15 protein-coding genes are annotated in these 22,951 nt (G+C 49.2%); 8 read left to right on the top strand and 7 right to left on the bottom strand.

The annotated features are described in order from the left end of the window. Window positions 1-13: 13 nt before the first annotated feature. The 6 genes from CBR65_RS15730 to CBR65_RS15700 form a co-directional block, all read right to left on the bottom strand. The gene (locus CBR65_RS15730; RefSeq protein WP_232461221.1) at window positions 14-949 is read right to left on the bottom strand and encodes a transposase; all 936 of its coding nucleotides are present in this window, start codon (window positions 947-949) and stop codon (window positions 14-16) included. A gap of 144 nt (window positions 950-1,093) precedes the next feature. Next, window positions 1,094-2,224, bottom strand: a complete 1,131-nt coding sequence (locus tag CBR65_RS15725; RefSeq protein WP_087467735.1) for a macro domain-containing protein — start codon at window positions 2,222-2,224, stop codon at window positions 1,094-1,096. Window positions 2,225-2,404: 180 nt separating this feature from the next. Continuing rightward, a protein-coding gene (locus CBR65_RS15720; protein WP_087465107.1) for an IS3 family transposase occupies window positions 2,405-3,561 on the bottom strand; the annotation gives its coding sequence in 2 pieces (ribosomal slippage) (window positions 2,405-3,303 and window positions 3,303-3,561; 1,158 coding nt in all). 67 nt (window positions 3,562-3,628) lie between these two features. After that, window positions 3,629-4,822: a DarT ssDNA thymidine ADP-ribosyltransferase family protein gene (locus tag CBR65_RS15715; protein WP_087467734.1), complete on the bottom strand. Its 1,194-nt coding sequence runs from the start codon at window positions 4,820-4,822 to the stop codon at window positions 3,629-3,631. A gap of 146 nt (window positions 4,823-4,968) precedes the next feature. After that, the gene (locus CBR65_RS15710) at window positions 4,969-5,919 is read right to left on the bottom strand and encodes a hypothetical protein (RefSeq protein WP_087467733.1); all 951 of its coding nucleotides are present in this window, start codon (window positions 5,917-5,919) and stop codon (window positions 4,969-4,971) included. Window positions 5,920-6,644: 725 nt separating this feature from the next. After that, window positions 6,645-7,280 (bottom strand): hypothetical protein, encoded by a 636-nt coding sequence (locus CBR65_RS15700; protein ID WP_157672105.1) that lies wholly within the window; start codon window positions 7,278-7,280, stop codon window positions 6,645-6,647. 334 nt (window positions 7,281-7,614) lie between these two features. On the opposite strand from CBR65_RS15700, the gene CBR65_RS15695 reads away from it, so the two are divergent. Beyond that, window positions 7,615-8,376 carry a tyrosine-type recombinase/integrase gene (locus tag CBR65_RS15695; RefSeq protein WP_087467730.1) on the top strand — a complete coding sequence of 254 codons (762 nt, stop codon included), beginning with the start codon at window positions 7,615-7,617 and terminating at the stop codon, window positions 8,374-8,376. A gap of 67 nt (window positions 8,377-8,443) precedes the next feature. Here the strand turns inward: CBR65_RS15695 and CBR65_RS15690 are convergent, their stop codons facing one another. Further along, complete coding sequence (locus CBR65_RS15690) at window positions 8,444-10,777, bottom strand: Tex family protein (protein ID WP_087467729.1); 2,334 nt, start codon at window positions 10,775-10,777, stop codon at window positions 8,444-8,446. Window positions 10,778-11,030: 253 nt separating this feature from the next. Between CBR65_RS15690 and CBR65_RS15685 the strand changes: the two genes are divergently transcribed. The 7 genes from CBR65_RS15685 (at window position 11,031) to CBR65_RS15655 (ending at window position 22,831) form a co-directional block, all read left to right on the top strand. Next, the gene (locus CBR65_RS15685) at window positions 11,031-11,822 is read left to right on the top strand and encodes a GIN domain-containing protein (RefSeq protein WP_157672104.1); all 792 of its coding nucleotides are present in this window, start codon (window positions 11,031-11,033) and stop codon (window positions 11,820-11,822) included. A 169-nt stretch (window positions 11,823-11,991) separates the two neighbouring features. Next, window positions 11,992-14,838, top strand: a complete 2,847-nt coding sequence (locus CBR65_RS15680) for an insulinase family protein (RefSeq protein WP_087467727.1) — start codon at window positions 11,992-11,994, stop codon at window positions 14,836-14,838. Window positions 14,839-14,848: 10 nt separating this feature from the next. Further along, on the top strand, window positions 14,849-16,021 hold the full coding sequence (locus CBR65_RS15675; RefSeq protein WP_087467726.1) for an efflux RND transporter periplasmic adaptor subunit: 1,173 nt from the start codon (window positions 14,849-14,851) through the stop codon (window positions 16,019-16,021). Next, window positions 16,018-19,161: an efflux RND transporter permease subunit gene (locus CBR65_RS15670; protein WP_087467725.1), complete on the top strand. Its 3,144-nt coding sequence runs from the start codon at window positions 16,018-16,020 to the stop codon at window positions 19,159-19,161. Before CBR65_RS15675 ends, CBR65_RS15670 begins: the two co-directional genes overlap by 4 nt. Continuing rightward, window positions 19,145-19,441, top strand: coding sequence for a DUF3144 domain-containing protein (locus CBR65_RS15665; RefSeq protein WP_087467724.1), 297 nt, complete (start codon window positions 19,145-19,147; stop codon window positions 19,439-19,441). Before CBR65_RS15670 ends, CBR65_RS15665 begins: the two co-directional genes overlap by 17 nt. Window positions 19,442-19,550: 109 nt before the next feature. After that, the gene (locus CBR65_RS15660) at window positions 19,551-21,503 is read left to right on the top strand and encodes a sialate O-acetylesterase (protein WP_087467723.1); all 1,953 of its coding nucleotides are present in this window, start codon (window positions 19,551-19,553) and stop codon (window positions 21,501-21,503) included. Between the two features lie 53 nt (window positions 21,504-21,556). Continuing rightward, window positions 21,557-22,831, top strand: a complete 1,275-nt coding sequence (locus CBR65_RS15655) for a TIGR03862 family flavoprotein (RefSeq protein ID WP_087467722.1) — start codon at window positions 21,557-21,559, stop codon at window positions 22,829-22,831. Window positions 22,832-22,951 lie beyond the last annotated feature (120 nt).

Below are 22,951 nucleotides of genomic sequence, written 5' to 3'. Positions count from 1 at the left end.
TGTCGGCAATCAGTCAGCTTGCCTTCAAAGAATAGTTTATGCCTGCCGTTTTGCTCGATGATCTCATTCTTGAGTCACATTTCATTGCCTTGCGGGTAGTAGCAGGCTTCAGCGTATGGTGTTCCTGACCTTCATTGAAGGCGTAGGCATCCACAATAATCTGGTGCTTCTTATCGACAGCTGCTACGCCGTTGTAACCCTGGATGGTGCCTTTACTGGTGGTCATCTTGGCCGACTCGTTGTCGGTGATATTACTCTTTACTTCTTTCGGCTTTTTCCCTTGCCCCGTCCGTGGGGTTGCTGTCTTTAGGAATTGATTGATCCTTTCAAATTCTTTCTGAAGGGTATCAGCAGCTTTTTCCAGTTGTTGCTTGCGGGCTTTCTCGTTGGGTTTTCGACCATCCAGCTTCTTATGTTCTTTAAGACAGGTGCGGATTTTACGATTGATCTTCTCTCGCTTTTGAGCCAGCTCTTCCAGGGTACCGGAATGTTCTTTGGCTGCATTGGAAGACATCTTGCAACCATCAATGGCGAATAACTCATTGCCTAACAAGCCCTGTTGATCACACACCAACAATACCTGCTCAAAGACGGATTCAATCGCATCCGGATAGTTGCTGACAAAGCTGGCGATACTGGTGAAGTGCGGCACGGTATCGCAGGACAGCGCTTTGAAGATGATGTTGTGCTCACATTGCCACTGGATCTCGCGGCTTGAGGTGATGCCTTTGGCATAGGCGTACAGAATGATCTTTAGTAGAATCGCGGGATCATAAGCTGAACGGCCACCGCCGTCGTTTGAGTATTTTTCGTGGAAAACCGACAGGTTGATATGGTTATCGATTAACTTGTGAAGGGTAAATTCAAAGGTGCCAGGCTGCAGTTGCTCTTCAAAATCAATCACCACCATCGCGCTTTGGCTGTAGTTGTATTTTTTGAAGTTTGGCATGGCAGCTATCCCTTGAAATGATGCCGAATTTTATCAAAAAGCAGCTTGTTTTCGGAGTTTTTCTACAGCTTCAACGCCCGGCTCTGCGGCAGGCAAAAGTGGAGGCGAAGCCGGAGCTTTTGCCTGTCCGACAGCAGCCGATTGTTAGGGCCTGATCTTTGCTGAGAAATCATGACCGACCAGCTTCACCGGCTCAGAATGTATACTGATTGCTGCCAAATAGTCATCGTCCTGAAGTTCTTCATACTTAACGAAATATGAATGTATCTTATTTTTTAAAATGATATTTCTTTGCTTTTCAATCCATTTAAGCCTGTTGGTTGTAAAGAAAACCGATTTACAGATAAATATACGACTGAGAACAGATGGCATATATTCTCTTTTATCGAATGCTGTGAAAGGGTCACCTACGGAAAGAATTGATATGCGCCCACTTTCCCCTTTCTTCCGCATTTTCTCGGCAGAATTATAAATACCGCTCGGCAAGAAAACCCCTGTTTCAAGTCCCTTTTTCAGAGCTAGTGTAGCCATTCGCTTATCAAATGCAGAGCCACCAAACAAAACACTATAATTATTAGCCTCGCAATAGTTTATTATCTCACTGACTACAGACTTTTCTTCCTCGCTAGGCTTTGTGCTAGAGATTATTGCAATATCAAACTCTGTAACTAAATCCCCTAACACCCAAAGATCTTTTTCTGTATAGCGCATTAATCCAACCGGATAATGCTTTTCATTTTTCCTTACAGGATATACACCCAGATTCTCAAGTTCAGATATCTTGTCAGGAGTGTTTGACAGATTTCTTCCAGCCTTCTTAGAAGCATCAGGTTCAAATACAAGAATATTGTTTGACGTTTTTTCAAGATGTTTCAGGATAAGCCGCTTAACTCTTTCCCAATCCAGTCCTCCGTGTCCACAGCCAAGAGCAGGCAATGTTATCGTCAATCCCTCTTTATTGTTTAGGTAATTATAAAGCCAGATAAGTCCCTCTTCGATATACTCATACTTAGAAGGGTTTCTCCAATGATTTTTTGTAGGGAAGTTTATAATTTCCATCCCTTTCGAAAACATATCTTCTTGTTTCCAAACAGTAGGCTTTCCAGGGGCTATTTCTTTTTCCTTACATTGCCGCACATATTCTTTGAACATCTCAGGGTATTTGTTCTTAAAAGCCAGTGCTACACCTGCGCCCATGACACCTACGCAGTTAACCGTGTTGACTCGAATATCGGCATCAAAATCAAAAAAATCCCCTTTAACAAACTCTAGCATGCGTTATTACATCCTATAGCCTCGAGAACTCTATATTTCAAAGCCTCAATTGACTGATTATGAGTCATCACCCAAATTGGATTAATTGAGTTCATATCTGCCTTAGCAATAGCAACAAGCATTTTTAGATCATTCTCATTTTGAATAACACTGTAGTGGTCAAGTAAATTTGGCCACAGTTTAAGAGATACTCGCGTATGCTCGTTCAGCCATCACTGGCGATAAACCTCCGTTGTGACTGTGCGGCCTCGTTTGACTGTAATAACCCAGCACATAATCCGTTATTGAAAATTCAGCTTCTTTAAAATTTCGATAGCCGAATGTTGGCACCCATTCGGTTTTAAAACTTCTAAAGAACCGTTCCATTGGCGCATTGTCCCAACAGTTGCCGCGACGACTCATGCTCTGCTCAATCTGATAGCGCCATAATAATTGCCGATAACTTTTGCTGGTGTAATGGCAGCCCTGGTCTGAATGAAACATTAGGCCTTTCGGTCTTCCTCTGACCTCAAATGCCATCGCTAATGCACGTTTAGTCAGCTCACTATCGGGCGACAAAGAAAGCGCCCAGCCAATCGGTCTTCGTGCAAATAAATCCAACACAATGGCAAGATAAGCCCAGCGTGTACCGATCCAAATGTAAGTCACATCACCACACCAGACTTGGTTCGGCTTGTTAACGGTAAATTGCCGATCCAATTTATTCGGAATTGCCACATGCTCCTGCTCTGCTTTTTTGTAGTTGTGCGTTGGAACCTGGCAACTAACCAGTTCCAGCTTTTTCATCAGCTTTCCCGCGCGATAACGGCTCAAGGGGATGCCTCTGGTCGTCACCATGTTTGCAACAGTTCTGGCACCCGCAGAACCGTTGCTTTCAGCATGCACAGCGCGTACTTCACTCATTAAATGAATCGTTTCGGCATCAACATCGTCCGGCCTTTTCGACCAATATCGGTAGCTGCTCCGATGAATGCCAAACGCATTGCATAAAACCTTTACGCTGTAGCTCTGCTTGAGTTCTTCAACTATCGCAAATTGTTCAGCGAGTCGGACATCAAGAGAGCGGTAGCCTTTTTTAGAATTTCATTTTCCGTTTCTATACGTTTTATTTTCTTTTCCAACTCTCTAATGCGCTGTTGCTCGGGCGTTACAGGAGCACCCTTTACGGGCTGTCCGCCTGGTGCTGCACGAAGCTGTTTAACCCATTTATCCATCGTTGATAAGCCGACGCCCATCGACTCAGATGCTTCGCGGATGGTGTAGCCTTTTTCTACGACCAATTGCGCGGCTTCATGGCGAAATTCAGGGCTAAATGTGGGTCTGGTACGTTTGCTCATTGGACACCTATTAGTTGGATGAAGTGATAATATCACTTCCAATTAGGTGGCCAAATTCACTATGCCACTACACACCAAGCAATTGCTTCTCGTCACGCCCCCTGGCAACAATATCTCCAATCAGATCATCATAGGTCACCAAAATCACTATTTTCCTTATTGATTCCTCACTAAGCCCTCCAATATCTTCAGAGAGGATTCGCTTTAGCATAGGCAAGGACTTCACCGCATGATCATTATCAGCCCGAGTCATTCCTTCTTGTCCCCATCGAGATTTTGGCCCTTTCCCTATGTCGTGCAAATACGCTGATAACAGAACAATTTCTTTATACTCTTCTGATAACTCATTATATTCACACAACTGATCGAGGCCACCTGCCACTTTTCTGCTATGCGTGCCAACATCATCGGTATGCGGCCCGTAGCTGGCTCTTAATCCATCAATATCATCAAGCTCTTTTATCGATGAAAAGTTATGTGCTATAGCATCTAATGACGCACGAATACTTTCATACTTCTTCGGGCCATTTGTGCTTTTACATATGTCTGAAATCGTCTGATCCACTTCATGCTTTAGGTATCTCGGGCCAGTTACAATTGACTGCCTGCCACCGTCATAAAAATTTATATAATAGTGATCTTCATCATATTTTAGACTAGGAGGTTGTACCGCTTTGCTTTGGAATATCTTTTCTACTTCTCCCTTTACCCACTCATTCCAGACAACTATGTAAGAGACTTCAGAAATCTGAATGCCGCCAGGCACAAGCAACTCTGCCATTTTCTGATGACGATACTCATCCGTTGGGCATCCCCACTTTTTGTCATCAATGGCGCCCCAGTTTAAAGAATCAAGCATATTTGCTGACGATAAATTGTAGAAATTTGGCGGAGTATCGGTATTTGCTGATGCGTCGGAAAATACAACACCTACTTTTTGTTCGAGAATCTCTATCGGAACTGCAAAGTATATCAGTAGGGGCTGGTCTACATTCTTCTTATTAATTACGCCGAGTTGCATGGATGTTTTTTTTGAAAAATAAAAAGGAACGTAATCGTGAACAAAATTGCCCCCAGAGCACGGCACAGGCATTGTGCTCCTTCTCCCTTGAATCCCCTGCTCAGCAATGTTCTCGTGAGATACACCCAGAACACTCTTTAAGTTTGTACACAACAAACCACTATCAATGATCGATTCTAGGTTATCGATCAAAGTAAAATGATACGCATATCTTCCTTTTAATCCCTGTGGGATACTCATAAGTTATTCCTCGAAAATCCAATGTCCGATTGGAGCCCTAACGCTTTTGTAACCGGACCGAATTGCGGAGCGGCTTTTGTGTTAAAAGCGCAGCTAACACAAAAGCCACGCAGTAATTTGGTTCCGGCTAACAAACTTGTTAGAGATTAGTCCATTACACTTCTGTAGTCCGCTCCTTCAGGAACGGCCCAGCCATATTTCTTCGCCAATACAGCTTCTTTTTCAGCATTTTCGTGATCACCCAGCTCTCGGAGTACTAGCGACAGATTTCGATGGGGAAGCGGGTTTAAAAAGTCCTTTTCAATAGATAGCTCAAAATACCTCTTTGCCCGCTTGAAATCGCGCTGAATAACGTATGAATATCCCAAAACGTTAAATGTACCAGTGTCAGCGACATCATTTTTAACAGCATCAGACAACAGTATTTCAGCTTCATCAAATTTCCTGGACTCTACTAAAACATGGCCTAACTTATTAATAACCATAGTGTTTGAGCTATCATTTTCCATCGCAATACGAAACTGCTCAACAGCCTCAACATTTCGGTTTGCAGAGTGAAGATTGAGTGCGTAGATCGAACGCATTTCAACATTTTCCGGCTCTAATAGAGTTGCTTTCTTCATATAGTTTAATGCAGTTTCTATTCTGTCACGATCTTTTGAAATTATTGACCCTAAATAGAATAGTTTCTTAAATTCACCAATGTCGTTTCCGATTTCGTCAATGTACTTTTCGATCTCCCTTTCATCTTTTAGTTTAGATATAAAGAGAAGCTTAAGAGCCATAGCTGGTCCAGGATCTGCGCTTAGAGCTTCGAGCTTTCTTATGTTCTTCCATACTTGAAGCGAATCAAATTCCTCGTAGTCTTGCTGACCTCGAACATGCCATAAAGAGAAACTATCTGGACCTGAACTTTCAACACCCAACAAATTTGCTGTTTCGTAGTATAAATCAATAGCTTCTTTAAAATCATACTTGGATTGAGTGACTAAACTATTGCTGAAGCCCCAAATCCCGATAACTATCCCGATGAACCCGAATATCCAACCTGATAAGGCGAACACTAAATTTAATTTTTTCTCGCTAGATTTTTTCATTTTTTTCTCTAACGCCCGGCTATGGCGCCGGAGTGCAGTTGGATTTTTTTGTGGTAACTACCACAAAAAAATCCAACGTAACGGAGGTCGCACATGAGCCGATTGTTATGATTGTACACGCCGACACCCATGTTCGATCTCATATATATTTTCTTTGGCCATTTCAGCCGGGTTGCTCGAAAGCGCTTCGAAATTACACGACAGCCTCAGATCGGGAGCCCAAGAGGGAGTTCTAATGTGCGAGACATACCCCCACTTTTTTAATCCAGACGGGCTTACTACACACAAGTTGAAAAAAGCAATTCCATCAAGGGGCACAGCCCACCTTATAAGAGACCACTCATAAGTTGGCGCAAAAACGAAGTTACCGGTTAAATCGGTAACTGCTTCGATAGCCTCGTTGCTAGAACAAGCATCACTTACGTCGTATGCGAGATAGACAGCGTAACCACTTAACCCACCTGTACCGGAGTGAATATTTCCCTCAATCTTCGGTGTATCTATATTCTTCGTTGGGAATGGCACGCAAGCTGTTAAAGATCCCAAGGTAAATATCAAAATAACCTTACGTGCGTATCGGTACATGCGGTCCTCAAAAATCATAACGCCGTGTACAACGGCAGTTTTTAATTCGTGGTTTTGTGGGTTACTTTTGCGCAGCAAAACCACAAAGCCGCGAATTAAAAACTGTCCAGCGCACGAAGTGCGCGAGTTGATACACTTTGTTATGCTTTGTTCTTCTTGTTATATTCCACGAGAAATAATGATGAGCTCTTTTCTTTTCCAGAAAAAACGCTTACAAGTGAATCCATGAAAGAAATATGCCCCATATCCATGACCGATATTACGTAATTTCTTAATCTAAGATACCTACGTATATCTAACTCATATAATTTTCTCATGGATGAATCAACTTGAATCCACGCCGAGCTAAGCTCCAAATTATTTGAAATATATTTCTGGATTAATTTTTTGGCCTCTTCTTGCTTATTCTCTTTTATAAGGGCGTCATGATGCATGATGGTTTGCAACAGTATTGCCGTTACAGTTTTTTCAGATAATATAGAGCTGACCTTTTCAGTGTAGAGCCTAACATCATGATCGCACTCAAGGCTAATAGTGTTAGAAAGTTCATTTGCTCTAACTTTAGATTGCTCACGGATTTGAATAGCAAGAAACACTATAGATATAGTTGTTAAAATTGTTCCAAGCACTCCACCAAAAAAATCCCCCATTTTTGCCCAGTCATCATGACTCTCCCACAGCCCAAAGCCAAATTTTTTAACATATAGTGCTATTGGCGCAATAACTATGGCTAGCAGTGCGATAGAGATGATAATTTTTAAGATTCTATATTTCATATGTATTTGCATAACATTTGTATATCGCGCATGCGCGTTTTCCACCTCACATTTTTCATCAAGAAATTGCAGTAAGCACCTAATATACTTATATAAAATCTTGATCTTTCGAGAATCGCCAAGGACGGAAACGCGCATGCGCGTTATAACACCATCTATTGCGCGTTATCTCTCTGGGAGAGGATCTTAAGTGTCTGACTATAATAGTCTTTTCCAGAAACACAAGAAGATTAACGCGCATTCGGTAACGGCTAAACGCGCATAGATTTGAATCCAACATGAATATACTGTATAAAAACACAGTTATTGGTAATTTCTACAAGGAGAGTCAGGCATGGCCAAAAGCCCTTTTATAGAGCAGCTGCGCGGCGAGATGCGCCTACGTGGTTACAGCATCCGAACAGAAAAAACTTATCTTTTCTGGATCAAGCAATATATCCTCTATAACAATAAACGGCATCCCGCTGAATTAGCGGCTTCGGAGGTGAAAGCTTTTTTAACCTGGCTGGCGACTCATCGCCATGTTGCCGTCAACACCCAAAAAGTTGCTCTGAATGCTCTGGTTTTTATGTACCATAAAGTACTCAAGCAAGAACTTGGGGAGATGGATTTCAGCTTGGCGCGTAAGCAGCGCCATTTGCCTTGCGTTCTAGCTAAAGTCGAGATTGCCGCTATTCTCAAGGAACTCAGCGACCGTGACCGTCTCATTATATCTATCCTTTATGGCAGCGGACTGCGTGTTACCGAATGCTTGCGCCTGAGAATTCAAGATATTGATCTTAATCGATTGAGTCTTACCGTTCGAGATGGCAAAGCCAACAAAGACCGGCAGACACTTCTAAGCCCTTCCCTGGTACCTGCATTACAACTGGCTATCCAGAACTCTACTCAGCTACAACAAAGTGACAATAAACGTGTTAACTGTCATACGTTTCGCCATTCCTTTGCCACGCACTTGCTACAGGACGGCTATGACATTCGAAGTGTTCAGGAACTGCTCAGCCACAACGATGTGAAAACGACTCAAATTTATACTCACGTTATTAGCCAACATTATGCAGGAACTCGTAGCCCGCTTGATCAGCTCTATTGCTAGCTTTACGCTAATAAAAAAGCCGCACATTCCTGTGCGGCTTCTTAATTTCCATCAAGCAACAATCCAATTATTTTTTCTTCATCGCCTGCTGCAAAAGCGCGCCCATACTGCCCATAGCCGGGGCGGGTGCCGGATTGTTGCGTTGCGCATTGCGCTGCTGGTTCTGTGATGCGCGATACCCACCCTTACCGCCTTTGCTGTTACCTTCTACTTTTTCACCCGGTGTATCATCCAAACGCAATGACAACGCAATGCGTTTACGCGGCACATCAACCTCCATCACTTTGGCTTTTACGATGTCACCGGCTTTAACAACTTCGCGCGGGTCTTTAACGAAGGTGTTGGATAACGCGGAGATGTGTACCAGACCATCCTGGTGCACGCCGATGTCCACGAACGCGCCGAAGTTGGTGACGTTGGTGACAGTGCCTTCGAGGATCATGCCGGGGATCAAATCGGTAATTTCTTCCACGCCTTCCTGGAATTGCGCGGTTTTAAATTCCGGGCGCGGGTCGCGGCCGGGTTTGTCGAGTTCTTTGAGGATGTCGGTAATGGTCGGCAAGCCGAATTTTTCATCCACGTATTCAGCAGGTTTTACACCGCGCAGGAAGGTGGAGTCGCCGATAACGCCGCGAATATCGCGGCCATGTTTTGCGGCAATTTTTTCCACCACAGTGTAGGACTCGGGGTGAACCGCTGAGGCGTCCAGCGGATTTTCACCACCGGCAACACGCAAAAAGCCTGCGGCTTGTTCAAAGGTTTTTTCGCCAAAGCGCGGGACTTTTTTCAGTGCAGCGCGGGAGGTGAAGGCGCCGTTCTGATTGCGGAATTCCACAATGTTGTTAGCAAGCGTTGAATTCAAACCGGATACGCGCGCGAGCAAGGCGGCGGAGGCGGTGTTGACCTCTACACCGACGGCGTTCACACAGTCTTCTACTACCGCGTCGAGCGAGCGCGCCAGTTGCGATTGGGATACGTCGTGTTGGTATTGACCCACGCCGATAGATTTGGGATCAATCTTTACCAATTCGGCCAGCGGATCTTGCAGCCGGCGTGCGATAGAAATCGCACCGCGAATGGTTACGTCCAGATCCGGAAATTCTTTTGCGGCAAATTCCGAGGCGGAATAGATTGATGCTCCCGCTTCATTCACTACCACACTGGTAGCGTGAATATCGCTGTGCGTCTTTAACACATCTTTCACAAACTTTTCGGTTTCGCGCGAGGCGGTGCCGTTACCAATGGCGATCAAACCGACGTTGTGCTTTTTGCATAACGCCACTAACACTTTTTCTGATTCAGCAATTTTGTTGAACGGAGGTGTGGGGAAAATCGCGCAATGATCAACAACTTTGCCAGTTGCGTCGACGACTGCCACTTTTACGCCGGTGCGCATACCAGGGTCGAGGCCGATGGTGGCTTTTTGCCCTGCCGGTGCAGCGAGCAGCAAATCTTTTAAATTCGATGCAAATACTTTGATCGCATCCTCTTCGGCCTTCTCGCGCAGTTCGCCGAGCAAATCAGTTTCCAGGTGCGTTAATAATTTGACTCGCCAGGTCCAGCGCACGACTTCAGCCAACCAGGTGTCGGCAGCGCGGCCCTGGTCGCGGATTTGCCAATGTTCACCCACCATGGTTTCGCAGGGATGACCCACGCGATTTTCTTCGTCGCCCACTTTGATGGCGATGGTCAATACGCCTTCGTTGCGACCACGGAACATGGCGAGGGCGCGATGCGAGGGCGTGCTTTTAAGCGGTTCATCGTGTTCAAAATAGTCGCGGAATTTTTGCACTTCCTGCGAAGTATCAGCTTCTTTGCCAGTAGCGACTCGCGCGCTGATGGTGGCTTCCTGTTGCAGGAAGTTACGCAGCTTGCCGAGCAGTTCGGCGTCCTCACTGAATTTTTCCATGAGGATATATTTGGCTCCGTCGAGCGCGGCTTTGGCGTCGTCAATCTTGTGCTCGGCGTTGAGGTACTTGACCGCTTCGGCTTCGGGATTCAGCGTCGGGTCGGCCAGCAGGGCCTCAGCCAGGGGTTCGAGGCCGGCTTCTTTGGCGATCTGGCCTTTGGTGCGGCGCTTGGGTTTGTAGGGCAGGTATAAGTCTTCGAGGCGGTTTTTGGTATCGGCTTGCAGGATGTCGCGCTCCAGTTCGGGCGTCAGTTTTTCCTGTTCGGTAATGCTCTTGAGGATTGCGGCGCGTCGCTCTTCCAGTTCGCGCAGGTAGCGCAGCCGTTCTTCCAGGGTACGCATCTGGGTGTCATCCAGCCCGCCAGTCACTTCTTTACGGTAACGGGAGATAAAAGGAACGGTGGCGCCTTCATCCAGCAGCGCGACGGCGGCGCTGACTTGCTGTTCGTTGACGCTTAATTCTTCGGCAATGCGTTGGGAGATACTGTTCATAGCGGGTAACTCTTAACTTATTAACGGAGCAAACCTGATTAACGGAGCCTGATGTACACCGGCGTGTGAGGTGCATTATCCGCAAAACGGCGGTCCAGACCAGTCTTGTATTTGCCGGGCAAGTGTGCGTTTGGGCCGGCTTCACAGCAGCGCTAGAGATTCCTGCGAAAGCTGAATCCAAAAGGCGCGCATCTGCATCCAAGGAAGTATGGCCATCGTTTTACGCCCTCTTACTTTACTGACGGAGCATGACATGAATACCTTCAAATTGATCGCGCTATTGCTGTTGTTGTCGCAACCGCTGCTGGCCAGCGCCGACGACAAGTCCACGCGGGCATTTGCGCTGGACAATATCACTCACATCGACCTGCGCGGTTCCGGTCAGATGCTGTTGACCCGGGGCGACCAGGAAGCGCTGGTCATCACCGCTACCGATAAGATGATGAAGAACGTGGAGATTCACCAAAAGGACGGCACCCTTTACCTGAATAACCGTTCGAACGGTTGGAACTGGTTCGATTGGGACAACAGCGAGGAGGTCACCTTTGCCATAACCCTCAAGCAACTGGAGCGTTTGACGCTGACGGGCGCCGCACAGGTAAAAAGCACTGACTGGACGGGCGACCGTTTACATATCGAGGTCACGGGCGCGGGCCATATCAATGTCGGCACCTTACATATCAATAAGCTCACCATGAACCTGACCGGCGCGAGCCATGTGAATATTGACCAACTGCGCGGTGAAGAGCTGCGTGCGGAGCTGACCGGTGCCTCTCATCTTTCATTTAAACAAGCCGGTGAGGTCGATAGCCAGCAGGCTACCCTGGCCGGTGCCAGCCATTACAATGCGGCCCCGCTGAAGACGCGTGCAACCCGCGTGACCGTGGCCGGCGCATCCAACGCCGATGTCTATGCCACCGAAACGCTGGAGATAGAGGCGGCCGGTGCGTCGAATGTCGGTTACTACGGCACTACGCGGGCCAAAACCAGTGTCAGTGGTATCAGCAATGCCAAGTATCGCGGTGAAGCGCCGGATGCCGACTAAACAGCACCCGCCGATGATTTATCCCTCAAACACCGCGTATCCCGTTTGACCGCACGTCGTATTTGCCGCTAACCTTCTCCGCGATTAACTGGCGGCCGCTCCGAGGAACCGGAGTGGCCGCCGGCGTGTCTGTAAAGCCTCCCGCCGTTATCAGATAAAGGACCTCCGCATGCGTCATTTCTCGCTCACACTGTTGTTGACTTTGTTACTCACCGGGTTCGGCCTGACGGCCTGTGAACACGTCGGAACAACAACACCGGCAGATGTTCAGCAGCCGGTTGCCGAGACGGTTATCCGCAAAAGCCCCAACGATGATCGTCGCTACGCAGTGATGACCTTGCCGAATCAGTTACAGGCGGTGTTGGTGTCTGACCCGAGCGTGGAAGTGACGGCGGTGTCCATGGGTGTGGGTGTGGGCAGTTATCAGGACCCGGATGCACATCCGGGGCTGGCGCATTATCTGGAGCACATGCTGTTCCTCGGCACTGAGAAATATCCGGAACCCAACAGCTTTCAAAAATTTGTCGACCAGAATGCGGGTATCTGGAATGCGTTTACGGCGGCAGACCACACCAATTATTTTTTCCAGATAAATGCCGGCAAGATTGATCAGGCGCTGGATTACTTCAGTGATTACTTCAAAAAGCCGACCTTTGATCCGCAGTACAGTGATAAAGAGCGTAACGCTGTTGCCAGCGAATGGTCGTCGGGCCGCTCGCAGGATAACTGGATCATGTACCGTCTCAACGGCATTACCGCCAATCCCGAACACCCGGCGGCGCGCTTTAATGTCGGCAACCTGGAAACCCTGACCGATAAACCGGGCTCGCGTTTACAGGATGCCTTGCTTGCGTTTTATGACCGCTACTATTCAGCCAACAACATGAAACTCACCATTGTGGGCCGCCAGTCATTGGATGAATTAAAAGCGCTGACAGAGAAACATTTCGCGAGCATTCCCAATAAAAATATCCAGCCGCCAGTTGTTACCACACCGGGTATTACTCCGGCGCAAATGGGCAAGACAATTCATTACCAATCACTCAAAGACACCAAACAATTACTGGTGGAATTTCCCATCGCCGATAACTCGGCCCAGTGGCGCCTCAAGCCTAATGAATTCATCAATAATTTAATTACCTCAGAAGAAGAAGGTACGCTCGGCGAAGTGCTACGCCGGGACGGTTTGGCCAATGCAGTGTACGGTTATGTCGTGCCGGATAATTACGGTCCCGACGGCTTCCTGCGCGTGATCGTAGAAATGACCGATAAAGGCATGAAGCAGCGCGATACTATTGTCGCCTCGGTGTTTGCCTATATCGACCTGATTAAACAGGAAGGGATTGAGGAGCGTTACTTTCAGGAATTGAAAGCCATGCGCGAAAAAGATTTCGCCAGTCAGGCGAAAGCGCAACCGGTTCAGCAAGCCATTGAACTGTCGCGTCAGCAATTTGATTATCCGGTTGAGCACTTGCTGGATGCCAATTACGTCTATGAACGTTTTGACGAAGCCGCTGTTCGCCAGGTGCTGGAACAATTACAACCACAACGGTCGCGCATCTGGTATGTCAGCAAGACTGAAAAAGCCGAGCAAACCATTCCGTTCTATGAAGGCCGCTACGCCATGCGCGATACCACGGCGGCAGAGTTTGAACGCTGGCAAACCTTGGGCGAGAACATGCATTTTAAACTGCCGCCGGAGAATCAATTATTTTCCGATGAAACCGCCGAGATTGTTACCGCCGTTTACGATCACCCGACTTTGATCATGGAGCAGCCCGGCGCGGAAGTCTGGCTGATGCATGCGCAACATTATCGCGAAGACAAGGCCATGCTGGACCTCAACCTGAATGTCACTTTCGCGCTGGACAGCACGCGCAATATTGTGCTCGCGTCGCTGCTGAATGATGTCTTCGCGTTGCAAACCACTACCCTGCGCGATCGCGCCGGTCGGGCCGGGCTGGATATCACCATCGATCTGACGCCGGAAAAAAGCCAGATGATTCGCATCACCGGTTATAGCAGCCAACAACCAACACTGTTCACCGACCTGATTGATCACTTTGCGCAATTGAAGATCAACGAACAGGATTTTACGCAGGTACTGGATCGTTACCGGCTGGAGCGCATCAACGCGCGTAAGGCAGCACCGACACAACAATTGTTTAATCATATGTGGCGCTTGCTGTATGTCGCCAACTGGACCGACGAAGAATTATTGGCGGCGGCCAACCAGCTGACCCGTGCGGATCTGGTGGCCTATCACCAGCGCGTATTGCAGGAAAATTTATTGCGCGGTTATGCCTTCGGTAATTTTACCGAGGAGACGGTAAAAACCATCGCGCAATATGCGATGCAACAATTTAACAGCCAACGTCTGCCGCAAGAGCGTTTTATCCTGCCGATGATTACGCCCAACCCGCAGGTGGCGATTAATTTCCGCGAAGCCATTGACCAGACGGATAACGCGCTCCTGTCGGGCATTATCGGTACCGAAAAATCCGTTGAGCAACATGCGCAACTGGTATTGTTGAACGGTATTTTTTCCAATGAATTTTTTACCCAGCTACGCACCAATGAACAATTGGGTTACACCGTTGGCAGCGCGCCGATTAATGTCGATGACTACCCGATGTTCGCGCTGTATGTGCAGAGCACCAATACTGATTTGCCAGACATCAAGGCGCGGATGGATCGCTTTCGCGAGGAATTTTTTACCCAACTGCAAGCGCTGGACGAGGCGACGCTGGAGCAAATGAAACAGGCGGAGATTGCGCAGCTCACGCAAAAACCTACCGACTTCACCAGCGAAGCTCGCGAACATTTATATGACTTCAAATTCGGTCACCTGGATTTTGCACGCAAGGAAAAAATGGTGGCGGCGTTAAGCAAAGCCACCAAGGCCGATATTCTGCAAACCTATGAAACGCTGTTGCTGCAACAGCAGGGCATGCCGGTGCTGATTCAATTAAAAGGCACGCATTTTATTAACAGTGCCTTCGTTAAAAAACCTTAGGACATTCTCTATGGGCGCCAGACACCGATGGCAATCTATTCCCCTGGCTGCCAAATTACTGGTTATCGGCGTCGCGATTATTGCGGCGCTGGTACTGCTCAAACCGCGCCCTGAACCTCGCCCCTTTGTCGCGCAGCCGCTGCCGGAGGTGGCCGTGGTGTTGGCTCAACCGCACACCACCACGCTGAATGTCAACGCACAGGGCACGGTCATGCCGCGCCGCCAGATTGATGTCATCAGCCAGGTCAGCGGGCGCATTACCCAGGTGGCGCCAGCCTTTGTCGACGGCGGTTTTTTTGCCGCCGATGATTGGCTGGTACAGGTTGATGAACGGGATTATCAATATGCCTTGATACAAGCGGAAGCCAATGTGGCGGATGCGCAACGCGCACTGACCAGCGAGCGCGGCCTGGCTCGCCAGGCGCAACGGGAATGGCGCGACCTCGGCAATGACGATGCCAATGATTTGTTCCTGCGCAAACCGCAGATCGCTGCTGCCGAAGCATTACTGGCTGCCGCACGCGCGCAACGGGATCAGGCAAAACTTAATCTTGAACGCACCCGCATCACCGCGCCGTTTAACGGGCGCATCAGTGAAACCTTTGTTGATCTCGGGCAATTTGTAACCGCCGGCACGCGCATCGCCTCGGTGTACGATGCCGCCGTGGCCGAAGTGCGCATTGCGCTCACGGATTTGCAGGCCTTATTGATCGACTTGCCCGTGAATAATCATCCCGCTGCAATTCCGGTCACGCTGACCGGCACCATTGCCGGCACAGAATATCAGTGGCAAGGGCAGATGACGCGTACCGATGCGAGCCTTGATCCGCAGTCTCGTATGTATCAGGTGGTCGTGGAGATTCGCGAGCCGTTTAATCGCGAACATCATCCGGCACCGATGTTGATGGGTATGTATGTTGAAACCGAAATTACCGGCAAACCCATCGACAATATTATTCGCCTGCCCAAAACGGCGGTGTTTCGGCGCGATCAGATTTATACGCTGGATGCCGAAAATCGCGTGCACCTGAAAACCGTGCAAGTGCTGCGCAGCGATGAACAATTTGTGTGGCTGAGAGGTGATATTGCCGAGGGCGAAGCCGTGGTACTCGAACGCCAGGGTTATCTCAGCCCCGGCATCAGCGTTACCATAAAAGATCAACCGCCTGAGGTCGCACCGTGAATCGTTTGATTCAATGGTTTGTTGAAAACCGGGTCGCGGCCAACCTGCTGATGCTGTTTATCTTTATCGGTGGTTTCGCCAGCCTTGGCCATCTGGATAAAGAAGTCTTTCCGATGGTCGCGCGCAATATCATCGAAGTGGAGATGAATTATCCCGGCGCGGGCCCCACCGAAGTTGAAGAACAAATTGCGATTCGGATTGAAGAAGCCATCGCCGATCTTGACGGCATCTATGAGATGACGTCCCGCTCACGTCAGGGCCGCGCACTGGTTACCATTGAAGTGACCGAAGGTTACGACCCGCAACAAATCCTTAACGATATAAAAACCCGCGTCGATGCCATCAATACCTTTCCACCGGATGTCGAGCGGCCGATTACGCGTCGGCAGTTACGTCGCAGCCCCTTGATGAGTCTCGCCTTGTACGGCGATGTGGATGAAGCAGCGCTGAAAGAAACCGGTTGGCGCGTACGCAATGAACTGGCCTTGTTACCCGGCATATCACTGGTGCAACTCAACGGCACGCGGCCGTACGAAATGAGTATTGAAGTCAGCGAAGCTACCCTGCGCCAGCATCAATTAACCTTTGATGCCATCGCTCAGGCAATTCGCGGTGCTTCATTAAATTTACCGGCTGGGGTGATCAAGACGCCGGATGGTGATATTCAAATCCAGACCCGCGCCCAGGCAGACAGCGCTGAGGAATTCGGTCGCATTCCGGTGTTGACCCGCGCCGATGGCAGCAAATTATTGCTGCGCGATATCGCCGACATTCGCGATGGATTTTCCGATCAGGATATCGTGGCACAATTCAACGGCAAACGCGCCGTGTTTCTGGAATTATCCATCACCGAAAACCCCGACATCATCGCCGCCACCGCCGAAGTTGAAGCCTATCTGGCGCAGGCCAAACATACACTACCCGCTGGCATTCAACTGGAAGTCTGGCGGGATATGTCCAAACTGTTTGAAGGGCGTTTGAATTTATTACTCAGCAATGCCTTCAGCGGTTTGATCCTGGTATTTATTATCCTGATGTTGTTTCTGCGCCCGTTGTTGGCCATCTGGGTGTGCGTCGGAATCGCCACGGCGTTTGCCGGCGCTATCTGGTTGTTACCGTACCTGGGTGTGAGCATCAATATGATTTCGCTGTTTGCCTTTTTATTGGTGCTCGGCATTGTGGTGGACGATGCGATCATCGTCGGCGAAAGTATTTACACTCGCCAGCAACATGGCATTCGCGGTAACGCCAGCGCAGCCAGTGGTGCAAAACTGGTGAGCGTGCCGGTCTTTTTTGCGGTTATCAGCACCATGATTTTCTTTGTGCCCATGCTGTCTGTGCCGGGCACCATGGGTTCCATCTCTTACCCGATACCGGTGGTGGTGATCCTGTGTTTATTTTTCTCGCTGGTGGAATCACTGCTGATCCTGCCCGCGCATCTCGCGCACATGAAATCCGAAAGCCCCAGTCGGTTTGCGGCACTGCGCTGGTTGGCGCAGCAGCGTCAGTGGTTGGGCAATAAGCTGGATTATGTTGCGGGCACACTGTATCAACCGGCATTGCGGCGCATGCTGGCTTATAAAGGCGCAGTACTGGTTGGATTTGCGCTAGCCTTCGCCATCACGCTCGCGCTGTTTGCCGCCGGCTGGTTGCGCAGCAGTTTTATGCCGCATGTGCCGGGCGATTCTGTGGAAGCGCGCGTGGTGTTGCCGGAAGGTACATCTTTTTACGAAACGCGCCGCATCATGCAAAAAGTACAAGACGCTGCCTTAACGCTGCGCGACGATGAACAATTGCTCGCCGACAACGAGGATCAACCATTTATCCAGGGCATCCAGACCTGGGCTTACGGCGTGAATATTTATGTGGCCATCGCGCTACAGGATGCAGAGCAACGGCAGGTCTCGATCATTGATGTCAATCAACGCTGGCGTGAGTTAATCGGTGCAATTCCCGAAGCAAAAGAATTCCGTCTCGACTTCACGGTAAATTCAGTGGATGACGATATTCGTTTGAATATGAGTATCAGCAGTAATGATTTGAAAGAACAGCAACGAGCCACTGAAGCCGTGCGCGCCGAGCTGGAAAAATATGTGGAAGTCTTTGATTTACGCACCAGCCTCGAAGCCTCGCGCCCGGAGATTGATCTGCGCTTAAAACCCAACGCGGAAATGCTCGGCGTGGATTTGAATCTGATCGCGCGACAAGTACGCCAGGCATTTTATGGTGAAGAAGCACAGCGAATTCCACGCGGCATTGAAGATGTGCGCGTATTGGTGCGCTACCCGGAAGCAGATCGACAAACCCTGGAACAATTGGATCAAATGCGTATTCGCACCGCTAACGGCGCCGAGATTCCGCTCACCGAAGTGGCAGAGATTGTGTTTGTGCCGGGCTACACCGTGATTGATCGCCGCGATCGCAAACGCAGCATCGCTATTACGGCCAACGTGCAGGAGACCGGTGAACCCAATGCAATCGTCGCTGATCTGCTTGCACGCCATCTGCCGCGATGGCAGCGGGAATTTCCCGGCTTTACCTTGCGCCCGGACGGCACCATGCGCGATCAAGCCGACTTTATGGCGTCGGTGAAGAAAAATTTTATGCTGGCGGTATTATTTATTTATGGTTTGATGGCGATCAGTTTTCGTTCCTACTGGCAACCGTTATTAATCCTCACCGCCATTCCGTTCGGTTTTATGGGCGCCGTCTTCGGACATATGATTATGGGGCGTGAAGTGAGCATGTTATCCATGCTGGGTTTCGTGGCCTGTGCCGGCGTCGTCGTGAACGATAATCTGGTGTTGCTGGATCGTATCAATCAATTGCGCCAGCAAGGACTCGCTGTTATGGACGCGGTGGTGCAGGGCGGGCGCGATCGGTTTCGCGCTATCTTACTGACATCTGTGACGACATTTATCGGCCTGGTTCCCATCATGGCTGAGCAAAGTGTACAGGCGCGCTTCCTGATTCCCATGGTAATCTCGCTCGCCTTTGGTGTGCTTTTTGCCACACTGGTCACCTTGATTTTAGTACCGAGTTTATATGTTACTGCCGAAGCCATAGGCCATCGCTGGCTGAACTGGCGACGAACATTTTCTCCTGACGTTGTAGAGGATCAACATGACCAATCGCGATGAAGAATTATTCTGGAATCTGGTAGATCAATTTATTCAACAAGCCAACACCGCCTGCGAGGAGATTGATCCGGGTGTGGTGAGTGCCTCATTACTGAATGCGGCTGCCCGTTTCAATGCCTTTGTAGTCGCCACATCCTCGCTGGACCGCAAGGAATATATTGAAGAAATGGATAGCTCGCTCAATTATCTCACCGGTCGTTATCGCGAAATCCTGCGCGATAATCTTGAAGATTATCGCGAGCACTATAAGGAATATATTCGTGCGGACGAAAAGGAATAACTTGCGGCGAGAATCACGCGGGCACCCAACTGGTATACAAGTATTGTTTTTCTGGCTATAGTCTAGAAACTATCTACCCCCTGATCATACCGCGTGAGATGAGGTGCCTATGTCCGAGATAATAATAACTACTGTAAAACGTTTAACCTGTTTTGCATTCCTGAGCCTGGTGTTTATCGCCCCTGTCAATGCCGATGTGCGACTGCCCCGCCTGTTGAGCGATGGCGCCATCCTGCAACGCGATAAACCCCTGACGATCTGGGGCTGGGCCGATGAGGGCGAGCAAATCACGCTGCGCTTTGCGCAACAGGAACGCCGCACCCGGGCCAAAGACGGCCGCTGGGAAGTCAGCTTTCCCGCTATGAAAGCGGGCGGGCCTTATGAATTAACCATTCAGGCCAACAACACGCTGCAAGTAAAGGATATCTGGCTCGGTGATTTGTGGATCGCCGCCGGACAATCGAATATGGAGTTGCCCCTGCGGCGCGTGCATTATCGTTATCCCACCGTGATTGCCGAAACCCGATTGCCCAAGGTGCGTGAATTTTCCGTGCCGGTGGCTTATGCGTTTGATAAACCGCGCGAGGATTACACTCAAGGCCAATGGAAAACCGCCACACCTGATAATCTGGCCGGTTTTTCAGCGGTAGGTTTCTTCTTTGCGCGGGACCTGCATCAGGAATACGGCGTGCCCATCGGCATCCTCAGCATTGCAGTCGGTGGTTCACCGGTGGAAGCCTGGATGAGTGAAGCGGCATTGCAGGATTATCCGGAATATCTTAAAGCCGCAAATAAATTCAAAGACGATGCCGTGTTGCAAAAAACCATCGCGCAGGATAAAGCCAACAGCGATGCCTGGTATGCGAAAACCAATACAGAAGACGCCGGCCTGAACGCAAAACCGGTTTGGTCAGCGACGGAAGCTAAAACTAACGATTGGAAAAAATTCCAGGTGCCGGGCTTTGTAAAAGAACAAGGCATTGAATTTACCAACGGCATCATCTGGTTCAAAAAAACCGTTACGCTGACAGAGCAACAAGCACAACAAGCCGCACGTTTATGGTTAGGTGCGATTGTGGATGGCGATCAGGTTTATCTCAATGGCCAATTGATTGGCCAAACCGGCTATCAATACCCTCCACGCATTTATGATGTGCCCGAAGGTTTATTAAAGGCAGGCAATAACGAAATACGCGTGCGCGTGACCAGCTATTCCGGCAAACCCGGTTTTGTGAAAGATAAAGATTACGCGTTGAAACTGGCCAAGGAACAGATTGATCTGAGCGGTGACTGGTTTTACAAGATCGGTATGCACGCGGATGCGATGCTGCCCTCCACCACCATTCATTACCAGCCCACCAGTTTATTCAAAGCAAAACTCGCCCCTGCCTTTCCGTTTAATATCAAAGGTGCCATCTGGTTTCAGGGTGAATCCAATGTGACACGTTGGCGCGAATACGAGAATTTGTTTGCCGGCATGATTGGCGATTGGCGCGCGCATTTTGATCAGGGCAATTTCCCCTTCTTGTTTGTGCAACTGGCCAATTTTATGGAACCCAACACATCACCCGGCGACAGCGAGTGGGCGCAGCTGCGTGAAGCACAACGCAAAACGCTGGCAGTACCCAAAACCGCCATGGCCGTCGCGATTGATGTCGGCGAATGGAATGATATTCACCCCTTGAATAAACAAGCCGTGGGCGAACGCCTGGCGTTGGCCGCACGACAACTGGCCTATGGTGAAAAGAAATTGCTGGCCTCCGGCCCACAGGTGAAATCCGTCAAACGTAAAGGCAAGACACTGGTGATTCGCTTTGACCATGTCGGTAAAGGTTTGAAGGTTCAGGGAGATGCATTACAGGAAATCGCGATTGCCGGAAAAGACCAGGTATTTGTCTGGGCCAAGTCCAAACTTGATGGCAATCAATTGATCGTATGGCATGACGATATTACCGAGCCCGTGTGGGTACGTTATGCCTGGGCCGATAACCCTGCCGATGCAAATCTGTATAATAGCGCGGACCTTCCAGCATCGCCCTTCCAGGTCAGCATCAAACAGTAATGCTTGATATTTTCTGGTTCGCCGATGTTGTCTTTTGATATCGGTGAACCAGATTGACAACAAATTCCCAGAACCCTCCTCGCCAGGTTGCCATTATCGGTGGCGGTCCCGCCGGTTTAATGGCGGCTGACATCATTGCCGACGCAGGCTTCGCCGTTTCAATTTACGATGCGATGCCGTCATTAGGGCGTAAATTTTTATTGGCCGGCGTGGGCGGCATGAACATCACCCACGCTGAAGATCCAGCGATATTTCTGACTCGCTACGGTACAGCCACCACAGAGCTCACACCTATCATCCAGCAATTTGATGCACAGGCATTGCGCCAGTGGGTGCATGACCTGGGTATTGAAACCTTTGTGGGCACATCGGGGCGCGTCTTCCCCACCGGTATGAAGGCTGCGCCTCTGTTGCGCGCCTGGTTGCACCGTTTGCGCGAACGCGGCGTTAAATTTTTTCCGCGTCATCATTGGTTGGGCTGGACGGAAAAAGGGGAATTGCATTTTCAACATCATTCACCTTCCCATGCTGACGAAGACATTCTCCTGTCGCCCGATGCCTGTGTATTGGCATTGGGTGGCGCCAGCTGGCCGCGTCTCGGTTCCGATGGCGCCTGGGTTCCCTGGTTGCGTGAGCGGCATATTGCTATCGCGGACTTGCAACCGAGCAATTGCGGTTTTGAAGTGGACTGGAGTGATTTTTTTCGCGAGAAGTGCGCCGGCCAACCCTTAAATACCATCAGCTTATCCATTCGTGATACTAACGGTCAGCTGCACCAGCAACGGGGCGAGGCGACGCTCACCCACCATGGCATAGAAGGCAACGTCGTGTATGCGCTGTCAGCGATATTGCGTGAAAATATTCATCGCATTGGATACACGGATGTCGCTATCGATTTGCTGCCTGATCTCACCGAAAGCAAGATTACCACGCTCTTAAAAAAACCAAGAGGCAAAGAGTCGATCAGTAATTTTTTGCGCAAACAATTAAAACTGCCGCCGATAAAAAGCCAACTCCTGCGCGAGTTGGCATCAGCAAATGTCTGGCAGGATAACGCGTTGTTGGCGAAGGCGATCAAACAGCTGTCCGTCAGACTCGTGCGCACGCGACCATTAAGCGAAGCCATCAGCAGTGCCGGAGGCATTTGCTTTTCCGCGTTGAATGATCAGCTAATGCTTAAAAATATGCCCGGCATTTTCTGCGCCGGAGAGATGCTGGATTGGGAAGCGCCTACTGGTGGCTACCTGTTAACCGGTTGTTTTGCCACGGGCCGTCAGGCTGGTTTGGGCGTCGTCGAGTGGTTAGCGCACACGCCAGAATGCGCATGATTTTTTACATTTTTTTATGAACTTTTTGAAAGTGTTTGTTACGCCACATAGCCATTTCGATGCTATTGCCGTTTTATTTCCGCTGACCTATTATCGATCCTGCCCTTCTTTCTAATAATT

This window comes from Cellvibrio sp. PSBB006, assembly GCF_002162135.1.
GTDB lineage: Bacteria > Pseudomonadota > Gammaproteobacteria > Pseudomonadales > Cellvibrionaceae > Cellvibrio.
This window is presented reverse-complemented; position numbering and strand designations above follow the sequence as displayed.